Origin of the sequence: Mucilaginibacter sabulilitoris (assembly GCF_034262375.1) — a bacterium.
Classification (GTDB): Bacteria; Bacteroidota; Bacteroidia; order Sphingobacteriales; family Sphingobacteriaceae; genus Mucilaginibacter; species Mucilaginibacter sabulilitoris.
The window spans coordinates 5,717,599-5,734,872 of the sequence record NZ_CP139558.1; the positions used below are offsets into that span (position 1 = coordinate 5,717,599).

Here is a 17,274-nt window from a genome sequence, read left to right on the forward strand (position 1 = left end):
TACAAATGTTTGTAGTAAAATTTTTGTACATTTGTTTAGGCTGGTTAATGTTAAAATGTTATCTCCAATAGCAATTAATTTAATAAGCTCTGAGGTCAGGGACATCGCGAGTGTCTCTGATCTTGCCTTTAAATTATACTCTTTCTGGTCAGGTGGGGTCTTTCATTGTCTTCTCGGTTTAAATAGTTTAAAGAATATATAATTAGGTTTATTTATGTTTTGCAACCCTGATGGTAGACCCCTCAATAATGAACCGGGCATCAGTGGTTTGCTCAATGATCTTTAATAATTTGGCTATACTGTCAAATCGTTTGGTTACAGCAACAAGCGTTTCTTTTTTTACGCTCTCATCCTCAAATACAACTTTTACATCATACCACCGGGCTATCTGCCGCATAACAATTTCCAGAGGCTCTTCATCAAACCTGAAATCGCCATTTTTCCAACTTATCGCTTCCTGCGCGTCTACGTCCGAAATTTTAAAATTGGTAGTAAGATCAGATTCCTGGTTTGGCTTTAATATAGCCTTATCGTTTCCTGAAGTAACTTTAACAGAACCTTCCAACAGCGTGGTTTTGGTGTTGGGTTCATCGGGATAGGCATTCACGTTAAAATGAGTTCCTAAAACCTCCACACTCTGTTTATTGCTAACCACCCGGAACGGATGTGCTTTATCATGCGCTACTTCGAAATAAGCTTCGCCATTGAGCTCAACTACACGCTCTTTTGATAATGCGAAGCTAACCGGGTATTTTAATGATGTGGCCGCATTAAGCCACACCCTGGTGCCATCGGGCAAAAGCAGCTGATACTGCCCTCCTTTTGGTGTTTCCATGGTATTGTATTGCAACGCATCGTTCGCCGGCACACCTGAACCAGCGTCATAAATCAATTTTCCGTCGGTTGTTTTTATAACACGGCTTCCGCCCTGCTGCAGTATTTTACCATTGCTGATATCGGCTAACCGCACTTTAGTTCCGTTAGCAAGTGTTAAAATGGCTTTGTTGCTACCAGGCTGAATATTTTGACTGAGTGCGGCACCTTGTTTTTTGCTTTCCTTGTATTTGGCGTTAAATACAATTAAGCCGGCAGTAAGCATAATCAGTACCGATGCGGCAACGGCCCATTTTTGGTAGTTAAAAGATCTTGTTTTTGGGAAATTGATCTCGCTCATCAGGCGTGCCAGCATTTCCTCGCGAACACGTTCTTCGTCTTCCGGAAATTCAGCTTCCTGATTGGAAACACTGTTGTACCATTTGGCCAACGCCTGCTTCTCTGAAGCTGTGGCAGTGCCCTCCTTATCTTTTTTTATTAAGTCGTAAATTGTTTGGCGGTTCAATTGGTATTGCGCTTTATAAGTACATGTTACGCAAACCACACTTTACCCTACATCAACTTTAAAAAATTTAATATTTTTTTGAACCCTGCTAAAATGGGAGGAGAATCAGAAAATAGAACGGTAAACATGAATGGCGACAATTAACATTACGCCGTATTTTTTAAGCCCCCCACGAATGATCTTAAGGGCACGGGTCAGGTTAGCCTCTACCCCTTTTTCAGAAATCTGCATTTGGGCAGCTATCTCTGAGTTTTTCATACCAATTTCACGGCTGTAGCGAAATACCAGGCGGCATTTTTCAGGGAGTTCTTCAACCATCCCATCAATATACTGCTGCAAAAAGCGAGCGTCCAGTTTATCTTCTTCTTTAGCAATGGTTTCATATTCAAAATTTTTCCGGGCGAGCTCACTGCGCCGTTGCTCTTTTTGATAATAGTGATACACACTTAATTTTACCGAGCCAGCCAAAAAGCCGGGCAGGTTTTGAATATTTACCTGGTCACGTCTTTCCCATAGCGAAATAAACACATCGTGCACAATGTCTTTAGAAATAGCCCGATCCTTACAGTGATTCCATGCCACAGCCAGCATTACCCGCCAGTATCGGTTATAAATCTCGGTAAAGGCAGTTTGCTCACCTTTTTTTAAATAAAAGGTTAACTGCTCATCTGTATATGAGCCATAATCAGACATTAAATTTCAGCTTATTATAATAATTGCGGAAACTTGTACAGGAATAAAAGAAAAAATGACCGTGCCGACAGTCCATGCTGTAAGGAAATACAAAAATAGATAGTTCTTTTTTTAGGGGTAAATATTTCTTCATACTTTAATTTTCGCGATGGAAAATAGTTAAGTTGACTTATCAGATTACAATTGGTTATGGAAATGCACTTTGAAACCGTACACTCAAGGGCTAAAAATAGATAAAAGCTATTAAAAAGAGAATTTTATCTATTGCAATCTGCAAAAAACCTTATAATACCTGTCTTCTATTCAACACAACTACTGAGCTGCATTAAATTGTGCGAAGCCATTTATTTGCCGGCATATATAATTAAACCTATCCCAATTATAAAAAACAAAAACATAACCATAAGATATGAATTTACGCTACGGGGTGCATTCCTGAATTCTTTCCAGATAAATACTCCCCACAATGCCGCTATTAAAGTTGCGCCCTGCCCTAAGCCATAAGAGATTGCAGGCCCTGCCTTACCGGCTGCTATAAGGTTAAGGGAGTTACCCAAGCCCCATATTAAACCACCAAGAATACCAACCAGATGCGTTTTAAACTTTCCTTTAAAATATGCCGCATAAGTAACCGGGTTCCCATCTATTGGTTTCCTCATCAAAATAGTATTAAAAACAAAATTGCTTATGAAAATACCTACCGAAAAGACCAACACAGCGGTATAGGCGGTCATTTTGCCCGCCACCGGACTTGCAAAGTTTTCTAAATCCATAGATGCAGCTATAAAGCGATAAAAAAACGACATCAGGATACCGGCCAACAACGAAATAAGAATCCCTTTTGATGACACTTGCTTATTAGCCGAGGAAGCCTTTTTATAGGCTATGGCGTTAAGAATAATAGCAATTACAATTAACCCTACACCCAGAAAAAGGATAACCGGATCACCTTTTTGAGCTGCAGCGTAATTAATAAACACACCCACTACTAGCGCAAGACCTATACTGATCGGGAAAGCCACTGCCATACCCGCAATAGCAATAGCCGCCGAAAAAAGAATGTTCGCGGCATTAAATATAATTCCGCCCAGTAAGGCGCTGCCTATATTATCGCTATCGGCCTGCATAAGATTAGGCAGGAAACTCCTTCCCTGGTTACCCATGCTACCCAGCGTAAAAGCCGAAATAATAGAAAATAGTAAAATGCCGATAACGTAATCCCAATAAAATAATTCAAACCGCCATGACCTGGCCGACAGTTTTTGGGTATTGGCCCATGATCCCCAGCAAACCATGGTTATTACGCATAATAACACGGCTGTACCATAATTCTCAACGATAAACATAATTGGTTATTTAAATTAGGTTAAACTATTTGGCGTGTGAAGTTTCAGCAGGTTTATCTGAGTAAACCAAATATTCTGTGGCCCTCAAATCATAATCCGGATTAGGGTTTTTAATTAAAACCCGTACGGTGTGCTTTTTATTGGGTAATTGGTATTTCCAGAATAATTCATAGCGGCGAGTAGTATACCTGGTTGGTAGTTTGGCCGTTTCCACCTTATTCCCGTCAATGTACATATCTGCTTCAAAAATATAATCGGGCAACTTATTTTTCTTTTTATCGGCTGCGCCACGCAAGGCAAAGCCTGTACCTTCAAAATCAAATGTGATTTCATTTGGATTATTAACAGGCGGCAATGATTTTTTAGCCACTGGATACAAGCCATCAAAGCTTTTTTCATACCTCACTGCTTCCGGTTTCTGCAGCTTTATAGTAACATCAGCTGCCTCTACAGTCCCTCCATTTCTTTTTATCATTTCTAGCGCATGCTTATAACTAATGGCGTAAACCTTATTAAGCGACATGGTGGTGTATTTAAAATCCATATCTTCTATATCTTTTAAGCCCATTTTCCAGTATGCGGGAATTTTATTATATCCTAACATGGCGCCCAGGATACCACCAACAGACGAGGGGTTACAATCTGAGTCCTGACCCGCACGGGTAGCTATTTCGAGCGTTTTGGTAAAATCACCATTGCCATATAATAAACCCAATACTATATATGCCGAATTAAGTTTAGCGTCGATATCAAAAGGATGAAAAACGCCTTCGGGACAGCCAACATCAGACGACCATTTCTTTTGGATCTCGAACCAGCTTTGTTTCCAGTCTTCAGGATATTGCTTATGCCATTTGATCACATCTGAGATACACTGATAAAATTCGCTTTGCTCAGGTATGGCTTTAAGCGCTTCCGTTACTACATAATTAATATCGCTCGATGTAAATGCTAAACTATACATGGAGCTTACGTATACACCGCCATACCAACCATCACCATAATTCATGATGTGCCCTACCTTGTCGTCAATTTTTGTAGCTGCTTTTGGCATACCCGGGCTCATTAAGCCAGAAAAATCGGCTTCTATCTGAAAATCGATATCATCTGCATGTGGGTTATTTATCCAATAACCCGATTGAGGCGCTTTAATACCGTTAAGAATATTAAAACGAGCAGCCTGATTAGCATGCCATAAATTATACCCGGCATGTGCAAACGCGTTCGCAAAGGAATCTACAGGCGCATCAAGGCCTGCTTTTTCAAGTACATCCACAAAGGTCAGGTCCATATAAATATCGTCATACAGATCAGGCGACTCCTCCATAGTTTTTTTCAGGTATCCATCATACCACGTTATCGGCTGATAATCCTGAATAAGCGTACCCTGAAACCTGAACTCCGTTGGCCCGCCGAAGGTAACGCCGATGGTTTGCCCGGCCCATCCACCTTTTATTTTATCCATTAATGCATCTTTGGTAATTTTCAGGGAAGAGTCCTGATTTTTGTTTTCTGTACAGGCTATGCCGCCAAGGCATAATAGTACAGCTAAGGCCAATATTTTTAATCTGGTCATATTATAATTAGTTTCTGTATGTCTTTTATAACAGGTTAAGCAGCAATATTTATTAATGCCTGGATAACTGAAAAATTCGGTTTAGAAATTGGTTTTATACAATCTAAATTTACTGATCTTTATTTAACCATTTAAGTATAAATTCAAACGCTTAACTAAGCAGCCATTAGCACTATCTTTATATCAGGATCAATTATATAATTCATCGTATGTGCGCTAAAATTTTAGTAGTAGGAAGTAACAATACCGATATGGTTATAAAAGCAGATCGCCTGCCCAAAGCCGGTGAAACCATACTCGGAGGAACCTTTTTTATGAATCCGGGCGGCAAGGGTGCCAACCAGGCTGTGGCCGCCGCGCGATTAGGCGGACAAGTTACTTTTATTTCAAAAATAGGTAACGATGTATTTGGTAAACAAGCCGTTCAGCTATTTAAAGATGGGGGAATTGACACTTCATTTATATTTTCAGACCCGGACAACCCGTCGGGTGTGGCGCTGATTACCGTTGATAACGCAGCCGAAAACTGTATAGTGGTGGCATCCGGCGCCAATGCTACGCTGTTACCCAAAGACTTGCAGGAAGCAAAAACGGAAATTGAAAATGCCGGTGTCGTTTTAATGCAGCTTGAAATCCCTCTTGAAACTGTTGAATATGTTACCGCGATAGCCAGCTCCTGCAATGTTCCGATAATCCTCAATCCGGCACCAATATGTGCTTTATCCGATAAGTTATTGAAGAACCTTTACATTATTACTCCAAACAGTGTTGAAGCGAGCATGCTTACAGGGATAAAGGTAATTGACCAGGAGTCGGCTAAACTTGCTGCAATAGCAATACACAAAAAGGGTGTAAAAATTGTAATCATTACCCTGGGGGCTGAAGGTGCTCTGATTTTTAACAACGGCGAGTTTATAATGGTAGCTGCCGAAAAAGTTAAGCCTGTTGATACTACCGCGGCAGGCGACGTGTTCAATGGAGCTCTGGCCATAGCCGTTGCGGAAGGAAAAGGTATAGAAACCGCTGTAAGGTTTGCCTGTAAAGCCGCGGGGATAGCAGTAACCAGATTGGGCGCACAATCATCAGCTCCTTACAAAAGAGAAATGGGAATTTTTTAAAGATTTAATAGAAATTTAATTTCGTAAAATACTGTTTGACAATGTTTTTTCAGAACTTTATTAAATGTCAAAAAAATATTCCCTGCTCTTCTGTCTATTTATCGCAGCCACATTTACAGCATATGCCCAGTCGCCGACACTCAATGGCGTTTACGTTGGTGCAGAGTTATATACCACGCCTTTTCAGGGTATGCAGATCAATAACATCGTTATCTATTTCAAAAATAATGGAACCTTCAATAATACATTAAACCAAACCGATTGGAAGACCAAAGTTAGTGGGGCCTATACCATTACAAATAACATGGTACATTTGGCCTTCAAAAACGGTGATGAGGGTAAAAAATACAAATTGGCGGCCAACGGCAATCTCGAAAGCACGGCTGGCATTAAACATACTTTACACAAGGTAAAAAAAGTAACAATCCTTCCTGCTGCCTCGTATGAAAAAAGAACGGCTTCTACCAGCGGTGGTATGGGTACAGGCATGCCGGCTGTAGGTGCCTTTTCATCAGATTTTTTATATTTTGACGGAAAAGGGAATTTTTCTGCAGACCGCTCCAGTATTGTGGGGATAACGGGTGATGCAGCAGGCGGCACCGTGGGTGGCAAATTCGAAAAAAATGGTAAAAGCAGCGGGACTTATAAGCTGGGTGACGGAGAAATAACATTAACATTCGGCAACGGGACTGTTGCCAAACACAGCTTTTTTTACAGCCCGCCAAACGAGGAGGACCTGATTTTACTGGACGGGGAATTCTATTTCCGGGAGGATGAGAAGGAAAAATCTGTAACCACTCAGCAAGTAACCAGAGATACCAGACCCCAAACCAATGCACCCGCAACAACCGGGTTACCTACACCGGCCGATTTGCTGACTAAGCTCCGGGCACAATACGGTGGTGAAAGTATAGATAAAATTACAACCATTAAGGAAACAGCCACCATAACAGGCAATATACAGGCTATCGTTTTGACAGATATCGCTAATAATAGGATACGCGCCGAGCTAAGCCAAAACGGAAAACTACTGCTGGTAAAGCAATTAGATGGAAATAACGGTTGGCAATGGCTGAGAGGAACAAAAAAAGCGCTGTCGCAAGATGAAAAGGATGAACTAATGATAAGCCTGTACCAGAGCATATTGGGTTTGCATAAAAAACTGAGCAGCAGCTTCCTTACAGGTACGGTAGCTGCATCCGGAGACGATTATATCGTCACTTTTTATCGGAATAAAAACAAACTTGTTTACCTGATTGGCAGTGATTATACCATTAAAGGAAACGCTTATAATATTAATGCATCGGCGCCCAATATCTCTGTATATAAAGATTTTACCAAAGTAAATGGGATAACTTACCCTGCCATTACAGAATCTACTGATGGAAGAACCAAGATCACTACAACCACTACCTCAATAGAGTTTAATCCTGTTTTGACGGATGATGCCTGGAAAATACCCGTTTATTAGTTAAAAGTCAACACCTGAAATATCATTTTGATGTAGCATAATTATATGTTTTGTATTTAGAATACAACAAAGATGAGCAGATGCCGTTGACTGCGTGTAGGCCGATTGAGGATTTTTGCCAGCAAAATGAGAAAGTTAATATTATCGTAACATTTTTCGCCTCGAACCCGTGCTGCTGAAATTAATTGAACAGAACAATTTGCTTAAATATGCCAAAACATAAGGTTAAATACAGATTTAAGTGTAAATTAGAACTAAAATTTTAACGTTTCTAACATAATAGAATGACTGTATAAATACCCGCTTTATTTTTTTATCAATAAATTATTTATTCAGTTGGCTTTTATTTTTTGGAATCCGCTTACACGATTGGCTTCTGTTACGTGGGCGATAACCCCGCCCCAAAGTGTTTACAAATTTAAGAAACTAAGTTTTTTATACTTTATTTTCATTTCGCTAAGTGCATCAGCACAACAACAAAGTAATACCGTAACACAGGTAAGCGGGCGTATTACCGATGCCGCATCCGGGGCGCCGCTTGCGTATATCCGGGTCAATTTTACAGGCAGTTCTTACAATACAACTTCCGATAAGCATGGCAATTATTCATTAAGCGCTCCCGGCTCATTTAACCAGGTATCCTATTCGTCTATGGGATATATAACCGAATTCAGGAAAATTGATCCCGGGCAGGTCAATAACGTATCTGTTAAACTCAGGTATGCTGAAACCCAGTTAAAAGAAGTCAAAATAACATCTGCAAAAAGTAAACGGTACCGCAACAAAGGAAATCCCGCTGTTGAACTCATTCAGCAGGTTATTGATCATAAAGACAGTAACCGGATGCAAAGTTCAAATTACCTGCAGTATGATCTGTATGAACGTATCGGGCTTTCATTTTTCAACCTTTCCAACAAATTCCTGAACGGGCGCTTTTTCAGCAAGTACAAGTTCATGCTGGATACAACTTCAAAAATAAAAGGGCAAACGCAAACTTCGTTACCTGTCTTTTTTAGCGAAAAACTGTTTCAAAACTATTATCGCAAAGATCCCTCAACGTCTATCCAGATCCTTAATGCTCAAAAACAAACCAACATCCTTAAATTTATCGATACCACAGGGCTCGATATTTATGTCAACCGCCTTTATGGTAATAATGTTGATATCTATTCAAATAACATTTTTATTATCAATAGGCAGTTTCTGAGCCCGATTGCAAACCACGCACCAGACTTTTATAAGTTTTTTATTACTGATACTGTTAAAACAACCGCCGAAAAATTAATAGAAATCAGCTTTACCCCACGCACCAGAGGCGACCTTTTGTTTGAGGGTAGGTTATACGTTACAATGGATGGAAAATATGCCGTTAAATCGTGCGAACTGAATGTAAATAAAGAGATCAATCTCAATTTTCTGCGCAGCCTCAAAATACAACTGGATTTTAAGCGTGACTCAGATCGTTATTTCCTGGTAAAAAGCGATGTTAAAGCTGATTTTGGTCTTTTAAAGGAGAAAGGGATGGGGGTATTTGGTGAACGCACGGCCGTATTTTCCAACTATAAATTAAATGCCCCGCAGCCCAACGCCTTTTATGAGGGAAAAAGTCAACAGGTTCTTGAAAACTCTAACAAGGCTGACACAGGTTATTGGGCTCATCACCGCCCGGATACATTAACCGCCCAGCAGGCTACTGTATATGCGCATATTACTAAATTAGAGAATATGCCCTCATTTAAAAGAACCACGTGGATCGCTTCTGCACTTACCGGAGGTTACGCCAATGTCGGGCCGGTGCAGTTAGGACCTCTTGGGTCTACTTATGCATACGATTCGCAGGAGGGTTCCCGGCTACAGATAGGCGGAAGAACAACACCCCAGTTTAGCAAGGTTATTTATCTGGAAGATCACATAGCTTATGGTTTTAGGGATAAACAGGTAAAATACAACCTTAACACCTATTTTTCGCTAAACAAGGTGTCTGCTTTCCGGTTCCCTCATGACTATTTTAAAATAAGCTACCGGTACGATGCCGACCTGCCGGGACAAAGCCTGACCATTATTCCTGAACAAGCTGCACTTACATCTTTCAGTACAGGCAGAACTGCTTATTGGTTGTATAACAAAACCTATACAGCTGCTTACGTACGGGACTTTGAAAATCATTTTTCCTTTAACATTGCTTTCAGAAACTGGAACCAGCAACCGGCAGCTGCATTGAGATTCCGGTCGAATAATCCTGATCATAACCTCATACATGACTTAACTACCAGTGAAGTTGAGCTGAACATGAGATATGCGCCACACGAACAAATAATACAAGGTACGGAGGAGCGGCATACCATTCATAGCAGGTACCCCATCTTCAACCTGCAGGTAAGCCACGCGTTTAAAGGGGTATTTAACGGCGCATACACCTATAACAACGTTACCGCCAACATTTACAAGCGTTTTTATATGTCACAGTTAGGGTACTCGGATATTACCCTATTGGGAAGTATCACAACAGGGAAAGTGCCATTTCCGTTACTTAGCATCCTGCGGGCTAACCAATCCATAGCCTATGATCCCGACGCATATAACAAAATGAACTACCTGGAATTTGTTAGCGACCACTATGTAGGTCTCAACTTTACACACAGCTTCAGCGGCTTCATCCTTAATAAGATACCATTGATACGGCGTTTAAAATGGAGAGAATACCTTTCCTTTAAAGTACTGTATGGTGGTTTACGCAACGAAAATAATCCGTTATTTTCAAAAGACCTCTATCAATTTCCGGTAGGTTCAAACGGATCAAACGGCACCTTTGCATTAGGCGACACACCGTATATTGAGGGAGGTGTAGGTATTGGAAATATTTTAAAATTTTTAAGAATAGACGTGATTAAAAGGTTCAACTATCTTGATCATCCCGCGGTTTCGCCATACGGCGTTAAACTTAGCTTTAGCCCACATCTCTAATTTTTTTGTTAATCAATCATCGATTTTATACCAGCAGTTTATCGATAAAAAAAGAACCAGTTAGTACTAATGCTTTTTATTTGTTATTTGCCAATCAATATATTGTCACATACCGCCGATTAGAACACCCTGATGCTATTTTGGATATTTGTCCAATCGAACCAGAATCTTCTCTATTGTTTTGATGGTAGCCTGTATTCTTTTCTGCACATCGTCGAGGTCTCCATAAAATGATAAGATATTTTTAGTTTGTGCAGAAATAAAAAAGGATTTGTCAAACAGGACGTTGTTATCGCTATCTCTTTTAAAGTTTTGGATCAGATAATTCTTTACACTACTGTTCATGAAATCATTAAAGAAATTAATCTGTTCCTGAAGATCCGGTATCTTCGTTTGGTAAAGATCAATGATATCATCCTGTAATCCCTTATCGACTATAACACTAAGCTTGCCGGTTGATTTTAGCGATTCATACCGGTTGCTATTGGGGAAAAAGTACACGTTATGAAATAGCTGATAAGCGTAATGATTGATGCTATCGGCGGACCAGTTTATTTTTATAGCTGGCTTTAAAAAATATCCAGCTGCTTGCTTCATAGAATTGCACCTGGCAGAAGATAATCGGAGTTCCTTTAAATCTGTCCCGAGATCAGATTTTAGCCCTTCCAGGAACCTGGTTTCGATGTGATGATCGTCTTTTTCCTCACGCCATCTTTCCAGATATAGAGATAGGGAAATGGCGAACACGATAATCGCTATCTCAATGAATACTTCAACTATTTTGTGTTTTGATTTTAACGTTTTACCTTTTATGATCGAAAACACATTGCGTGCATGTTTCAAAACTTCGAGTGAACTCATGGAGCAAGTTTTTAGATAATGAAACGATTGGTTATTTTAAATATCAAACTTAAGACTACCGGAAAACTACAGTCGGGTATTTGATCAGATTAAGACGAGGTTAATAGCTTGTCATTCAATATCCTAAACCAAATATATCAGATAAATTTAACAAACCCAACCGGCATGGTTTTAAAATCATTCGGCTCATAAATCTTGCTATTGATTTAACAGTGGATTACCAAAACGTTGTATTCGTGGTATTAAATAACGAAACCCCGTCACGACCAGGTTTCGTTTTACATTAGCCTATGGCCGGGTTATCACCACATCATCTATATTCTGCAGGCGGACAATCCCGATAAGATCGTCGTTTGCGAGAACCTGGACTTTTTAAAACGCCCCTCCAGGCCACGAAAGCACCATATCGAGCTTTGGTACGCCGGGGGTAAGAATATCGAGAAGTTGAACTATACCGGTGAGATAACACTCCCTATCTTCTATTCCTGTGACTGGGACTACGATGGACTAATGATCTATCAGCTGGTAAAGGAGAAGATTTCGCAGATCAGGTTGTTATTTCCGAACGGTCCGCGCAAAAGTATTAAGACCACGGAACATAAAAGCTTATGGCGTTCCGCCCATGACTCGCGACTGCTGTCTGGGCTTGACCGAGCACTATACAATGAAAGGGAAAGGCAACTGATCATGGAACTCATCCGCAATGATGAATGGATAATCGAAGAGAAAAATGACCTGATCGCGATGCTTAACGCCGCAGGACCCTTTTAAGAAATACTATGACTGGATATTGTTGTTTTTTGGCTAGCGGCATTTTGCGTATATATTTCGGCTTCGCTGATTCAGGCACTTACCGGCATTGATAACTTATAGCTATCTTAAAATGTTTAGTATCCGGTGGTCAGGTCTGGCGACTGGTCGTGGTTGACGACCGGGTGCGCGGAGAGTGCATTATAAGCTCTGGATAATTCCGCTAATAAATATTCTCCTGTATAAAAACGGATTTAATAGCATTTCAACTTATTCCGTTTGATAAAGCTATCAAGTTAAGGTATTGATCAAAACCGATAGTCACATCTTCAAAGATTGTAACTTGACCAATGTGGCCGCGTTAATTTTTCTATATCCTGCCAGATCCTCATCAACGATGAAGGGTTGTCAGCACAATTTTATTATCAATCCGCCTGCGACAACAAGCTTATGTAATGATCAATTGCCAAAAAAGGCGGGGGACATATTTTCTTGTTCCCTGCGTGACATTCCATGTTTTCCCGCAATGGTACGCCATTGGGCAACCTGTCCGATCATATTTTCCAGAATTTTTTCTGCATCAGATGCTGCCAGTCGAAAAAATGTAGCCACTGAAAGAGCCAATTCCGGATCCAGCGAATTATCATCATCAGAAATATTGAGTGTTAAACCCTGACCAGATGGATTGGCGTTCATATCATAAGCTGGTGATAATTCCCATCCATCTTCACGAAGTAGAAAGCCATGATTGCGAAGGTGATCATCTGTGTTTTTGACTAGGATATTAAAAAGCATTCGCATCCATAGTTCCCGCAAATTTTCGTTAACCTGCTGCCCGTTCTGAATAATAAAACCGGCAATATCCAGATAGCTGACACCATTGTTAAAATCTGCGCCGTCCTGCTGGCCAAGCAAGGTCATTGCAGAAGCAAAGTGAATGCGTTGCCCACCGTTTCGGTCGAAACGGTTTGTCAGAAAGGTGTGATGTCTGCCAGAGTATTTACCAAGCTGTGATTGACTAACCCGGATACCGCAGTTTACCGCTAACTCATGGACGACCATTTCCCACCCCCCAATGTCATGGTCATCATTAATGCTCGGGAATTTAGCTATCCAGAGTCCTCCATTAGGGTCAGTTACGCTTGCTTTAGGACGTGCACCACCAAGCGATGAACCGGGAGCAAGTAACATATTTAACCAGCGTAATTCCTCAGTTGCGTTCATGTCTTCGTTTTCTAAGCGCTGGCTGGCGTATTCCAAATCACGGAGACTTACCCACGGTGGAGCTGCTAATTCCGTAGCATGACTTAAAAATTCACCATCTTCTATATATTTAAATCTCAGTCCGCCCATTCGGGTTCCGTCATATATCCCAAGTAAAAAATCAGATTCCATTAAAGGTTGTGTACGGCGATCTTCCTGCCGGGCGAGGATGGCCTCGCGTCTTTTCATAAGCACGCGGCCCCAGCGGTCGGGCGAGGAGTCCAGAAACATACCAAAATTCGGTTTTTCATCGTTGAGGAACTGAGGCCCTGAATACAACTGCAAATCCGGATCAAGGATTTGTGCTTGCGGGGCCTGAAGCCATTTCGGCATATATTCGAAAGAAAATATTTCCTTTCCGCGAGTTGTTTCGGCGTTCAGTGTTCCAACCTGAATAGTCTCTGGCAATCCTTGCCAGTCCGCATAAACCAAAATTCTTTTTGCCATAAGACTATTTTTTAGGGGCTCGTTCTTTAGTTAGTAAACCGGCATCTTGTAGCTTTCTACCTAATTCATCATCTGACCCCAGTTTCAGGAAATCTTTTTCCAGCCCCATAGCAAATAATACCTGGAAATAAGCTCCCATGGCCACGGTGGGCGTACCCTTTTCGATTTGCCATAACGTGGCCCTGCTAATGCCGGCCCGTTCTGAAATCTGGGTAGTGCTCAGCTTTCTGCGTAAACGGGCAAGCTTAATGTTCTCACCCAGGTCATTAAGCACCTTTTGGGCTTTAGGTAAAAGAACTATTTGCTGTTTCATAATGTTGTATATAATAAACAAATATATTTAAATTGTTTAATATATAAAACATTATAATGATTATATTATCCTCGATTTGCAGATCGCGAATCGAGAATATGTAAATGAGATTAATCTTATTATATCCTACAGAATTGCCTGGTCACTCCCGCTGGTAAGTGGAAAAGGTTTAGCATTAATTGTGATAAGGTTTATTTTAAAGAAGACAATTGAATAACCATATACTAACTGAACTGTTATTCTAATTTATTTTATATTTGTTGTAACGATTTAGAATCATTTTTCCATTGCGTGATTCGTAAAGTACTTGAGAATTGAATTTGTAACATATTGGAAATAAGTAAGTTGTGAGAAATGTTCATGACCCGTCCATTGTTCCCGATAGAGCACACCTTACGGGCGGTGATCGCTTTATTTTACCGGTTGCATAATCATCCGCTCCTTTTAGTGGTGTTTGGCGAGTCTCCGGAGCAGCAGCTTACCCTATTTTGCAAAGATATTCTGGAAAGGGTCATTGTAATGTACCAACCTAAAGAAGTTGTCTATCAAAGTTTACGGCATAATACAACACTGCTGCAGGCTTACTATCCGTTAGGTTTTCAAGCCATTCGATCGGTCCTGGCCGAAACATTTGAAAAATAGAAAATCGGTGGCCATCAGTACCGATTTGGATAGTTTTTGGATTTGTATTATTTTTACAAATAAATATTTATTTATCTCTATTACTTTATTAGTTCTTTTATTTTTCTATTTCCACTATTTGATATCGCTGTATCAAGCGGTTTATCTTATGGGCGAATTTCACGCCTCTCCCCCGTATAATAATCATCAGAAAGCGCCGATTCTTTCAGCTTGGTTAACTGTGTTTTTTCAAAACAAGGGTGGTCTGCGAAGAAAAAGAATTCTGAAAACGCAGCGTAAGGATTCTGTATCTCCTCGAAATACAGATTTTTAGGGTAGTGTTCCCAAGGTACGTAATGACGAAAATACATATAGTTTGATTTAACTGGCGATGACTGTCATCGCCGGTACAAACTTTTGAATATTATGTTTTCTAACCTAATCGAGTCATATACTATCTAATACTCTTTCAAGGATAGATTACCGGATATTATTTCTATATTAGATAAAGCGGGGCTTTTTAATATTTTGTTTAATTTTGATCGAATTCTACACACTGATTTATGAATACTGGATATACCAATGATATTTGATGGCCTTATTCAACATGCTAAAACAAGGTTAGCATATAAAAAGTAAAAGCCCAACACTTGGTTGGGCTTGGTTGTTAGTATTTTGTTAGCATAATTGTCCAAAGTCGCAGACATTCGGATAGCGCACAATCCTTCACTCAGCCTTGGATTCTACGAACAACGCGTTGTTTATAAGTTAGTTTGTAATGGAATATATGCAATATTATCTATCAGCGTATTTTTCATGAAGGATACTCTCTTTTCTAAGAGTGTTGCCATTTCTATAGTTGGTTCTGCCTTAAACGGGTAACAGTTATTGATAGATTTCCCGTCCTTAACATGGTCAATCCAGTCTTCTGCCAATCTAATGTAGTCCTCCAGGACATGCTTAGTTGTTTGGGGGCCATACGTATCTAAGTACATTGGTGGAATGTCACCAACTATAACCCATAAATTATTATCATCTGTACTGGCACTGTTCTCTATTTGAAAGACAAAAATGCATAGGGTTGAACCCAAATTTAAGTATACGTCACTATGCACTATTTTGCGACACCAGGCAAACGCTAAAAGGTACAAGGAAGCTTCTTCATGCGCCTTAATAAGTTCTTGATAAAAGTCTGTTTTGACTGTAATCCGATTGTAATCTATTGGGTAGTTCATAATTATTAGTTTAATCTACGTCTCCTACTCTTTTTGCACCCCAACGGGCAAAGTCTCCTAACATTTGATTCCATGTTCTGTGATCTGCAGCTGGCTTAGGCTCAATATTTGGATAGCCATCTTCTCCACCATCCGCTAATGGCTTTATGTGGTGAGCGACTTGGTTCTTATTAGGATCTCCTGGTTCCTTTGGCCATTTTTTACCAGTTGCTTTTTCCCATTCTTATAAATACGAATTGTTGCAAGTGAGGTTTAAAACCTAATATTAAGGTTTAACATGGAGGTTTTGAATTGGAAATTGTTCTCTTGGTATAAACTGTTTTCCCGGATGTTAGGCAAATATATTAACAGCAATGCTACTTCGTGTAGCCTAAGAACATGATATTCATACCCAGTCAATCAAAATTTAATCGTTGTTTAACTGCCGGAAGTAGAAAAATTTGTCCTTTATTTGCCAGTTCTTTAATTCCGTGAATCGTTAATGCCTTTTCTACTAGCGGCATTATAAATTCATTAAATAATTGTCCTAATTTCTCTTTCCGCAGTTTGTCTTCCATTGGTACTTCGAGGTCTAAAACATCTCTAAAGTCATTTGGCTGCCTCAAGAAAATATCGCCTATTTCTTTTTTTACTAAATCTTTGTTTTTAGAATAGCTATTACCAAACATTCCTTGTATAAAGATTTTTATGTTTAACTCATAATAGACTCCAAAATTGGATTTTTGCAAGTCGAGTACTGCAATACAGTCACGGCTTTCTTTAAACCAACCATGAAATGCCTTTTCAAAAGAATATTCGTTGGCTATATTATCAAAAGCAATTTTAAATTCTTTACTATTCATGATTTATTTTTTAATATGTTTCTAAAACGGTGTTCCAGCTAATACCTTGGAAACGCTCCATTGTTTGCAGTTCTTTCATATAAATGTCTAATTGTTTCAACCCAGCTCTTATAGCTCGTGCGTTATTGGGCTTAACTTCGTAAATTATGTTATTTTTTATATCTAAAAAATCTATGCGCTTACTACTTGGTAATCTGAATTCTCTTGCTCCATCTTCTCCCAATCCATATACTTTATGCATCATTTGACCTGCTCTATTAGCAAGGTGCTTCTATGTTTTGCGGCGATGTTTTCAGCATGCCCCTCAACAAAATGGGCTTTTCTTACAACTCCATTGATCAAGAAATTACCTTCAACCTCTCCTGCTCCCAATCCTCCATTCAAAACTATTGTTGCCCCAATAGCAGTTCCTTTAGCTAACTTTAAGCCTGTCTC

15 protein-coding genes are annotated in these 17,274 nt (G+C 39.9%); 5 read left to right on the forward strand and 10 right to left on the reverse strand.

What is annotated here, in order from left to right; genetic code table 11:
* Positions 1 to 208 precede the first annotated feature (208 nt).
* The 4 genes from SNE25_RS24285 to SNE25_RS24300 all read right to left on the reverse strand — a co-directional run bounded on the left by SNE25_RS24285 (position 209) and on the right by SNE25_RS24300 (position 4,954).
* Positions 209 to 1,339, reverse strand: coding sequence for a FecR family protein (locus tag SNE25_RS24285; protein WP_321561612.1), 1,131 nt, complete (start codon positions 1,337 to 1,339; stop codon positions 209 to 211).
* A gap of 105 nt (positions 1,340 to 1,444) precedes the next feature.
* On the reverse strand, positions 1,445 to 2,032 hold the full coding sequence (locus tag SNE25_RS24290) for an RNA polymerase sigma-70 factor (protein WP_321561613.1): 588 nt from the start codon (positions 2,030 to 2,032) through the stop codon (positions 1,445 to 1,447).
* A 344-nt stretch (positions 2,033 to 2,376) separates the two neighbouring features.
* A complete protein-coding gene (locus SNE25_RS24295) occupies positions 2,377 to 3,378 on the reverse strand; it encodes a GRP family sugar transporter (protein WP_321561614.1) in 1,002 nt (333 codons plus the stop codon).
* Between the two features lie 25 nt (positions 3,379 to 3,403).
* Positions 3,404 to 4,954 carry an ADP-ribosylglycohydrolase family protein gene (locus tag SNE25_RS24300; RefSeq protein ID WP_321561615.1) on the reverse strand — a complete coding sequence of 517 codons (1,551 nt, stop codon included), beginning with the start codon at positions 4,952 to 4,954 and terminating at the stop codon, positions 3,404 to 3,406.
* Between the two features lie 209 nt (positions 4,955 to 5,163).
* Between SNE25_RS24300 and rbsK the strand changes: the two genes are divergently transcribed.
* The 3 genes from rbsK (at position 5,164) to SNE25_RS24315 (ending at position 10,507) form a co-directional block, all read left to right on the forward strand.
* On the forward strand, positions 5,164 to 6,072 hold the full coding sequence (gene rbsK / locus SNE25_RS24305) for a ribokinase (protein WP_321561616.1): 909 nt from the start codon (positions 5,164 to 5,166) through the stop codon (positions 6,070 to 6,072).
* Between the two features lie 64 nt (positions 6,073 to 6,136).
* Positions 6,137 to 7,543, forward strand: coding sequence for a hypothetical protein (locus tag SNE25_RS24310; protein WP_321561617.1), 1,407 nt, complete (start codon positions 6,137 to 6,139; stop codon positions 7,541 to 7,543).
* A gap of 336 nt (positions 7,544 to 7,879) precedes the next feature.
* A complete protein-coding gene (locus SNE25_RS24315; protein WP_321561618.1) occupies positions 7,880 to 10,507 on the forward strand; it encodes a DUF5686 family protein in 2,628 nt (875 codons plus the stop codon).
* 135 nt (positions 10,508 to 10,642) lie between these two features.
* Here the strand turns inward: SNE25_RS24315 and SNE25_RS24320 are convergent, their stop codons facing one another.
* Positions 10,643 to 11,368, reverse strand: a complete 726-nt coding sequence (locus SNE25_RS24320; RefSeq protein ID WP_321561619.1) for a hypothetical protein — start codon at positions 11,366 to 11,368, stop codon at positions 10,643 to 10,645.
* Positions 11,369 to 11,878: 510 nt separating this feature from the next.
* Between SNE25_RS24320 and SNE25_RS24325 the strand changes: the two genes are divergently transcribed.
* Positions 11,879 to 12,139, forward strand: coding sequence for a hypothetical protein (locus tag SNE25_RS24325; RefSeq protein ID WP_321561620.1), 261 nt, complete (start codon positions 11,879 to 11,881; stop codon positions 12,137 to 12,139).
* Between the two features lie 438 nt (positions 12,140 to 12,577).
* Here SNE25_RS24325 and SNE25_RS24330 read toward each other — a convergent pair whose 3' ends face one another.
* Positions 12,578 to 13,828 (reverse strand): type II toxin-antitoxin system HipA family toxin, encoded by a 1,251-nt coding sequence (locus tag SNE25_RS24330; protein ID WP_321561621.1) that lies wholly within the window; start codon positions 13,826 to 13,828, stop codon positions 12,578 to 12,580.
* 4 nt (positions 13,829 to 13,832) lie between these two features.
* A complete protein-coding gene (locus tag SNE25_RS24335; RefSeq protein ID WP_321561622.1) occupies positions 13,833 to 14,141 on the reverse strand; it encodes a helix-turn-helix domain-containing protein in 309 nt (102 codons plus the stop codon).
* Between the two features lie 360 nt (positions 14,142 to 14,501).
* On the opposite strand from SNE25_RS24335, the gene SNE25_RS24340 reads away from it, so the two are divergent.
* Entirely contained in the window at positions 14,502 to 14,783 is a 282-nt protein-coding gene (locus SNE25_RS24340) for a hypothetical protein (RefSeq protein WP_321561623.1), read from the forward strand.
* Between the two features lie 740 nt (positions 14,784 to 15,523).
* On the opposite strand, the gene SNE25_RS24345 is transcribed toward SNE25_RS24340, so the two are convergent.
* The 3 genes from SNE25_RS24345 to SNE25_RS24355 form a co-directional block, all read right to left on the reverse strand.
* Positions 15,524 to 15,997 carry a hypothetical protein gene (locus SNE25_RS24345; RefSeq protein WP_321561624.1) on the reverse strand — a complete coding sequence of 158 codons (474 nt, stop codon included), beginning with the start codon at positions 15,995 to 15,997 and terminating at the stop codon, positions 15,524 to 15,526.
* A gap of 395 nt (positions 15,998 to 16,392) precedes the next feature.
* Positions 16,393 to 16,839, reverse strand: coding sequence for a DUF4304 domain-containing protein (locus SNE25_RS24350; RefSeq protein ID WP_321561625.1), 447 nt, complete (start codon positions 16,837 to 16,839; stop codon positions 16,393 to 16,395).
* Positions 16,840 to 16,849: 10 nt separating this feature from the next.
* Positions 16,850 to 17,083 (reverse strand): hypothetical protein, encoded by a 234-nt coding sequence (locus tag SNE25_RS24355; RefSeq protein ID WP_321561626.1) that lies wholly within the window; start codon positions 17,081 to 17,083, stop codon positions 16,850 to 16,852.
* Positions 17,084 to 17,274 lie beyond the last annotated feature (191 nt).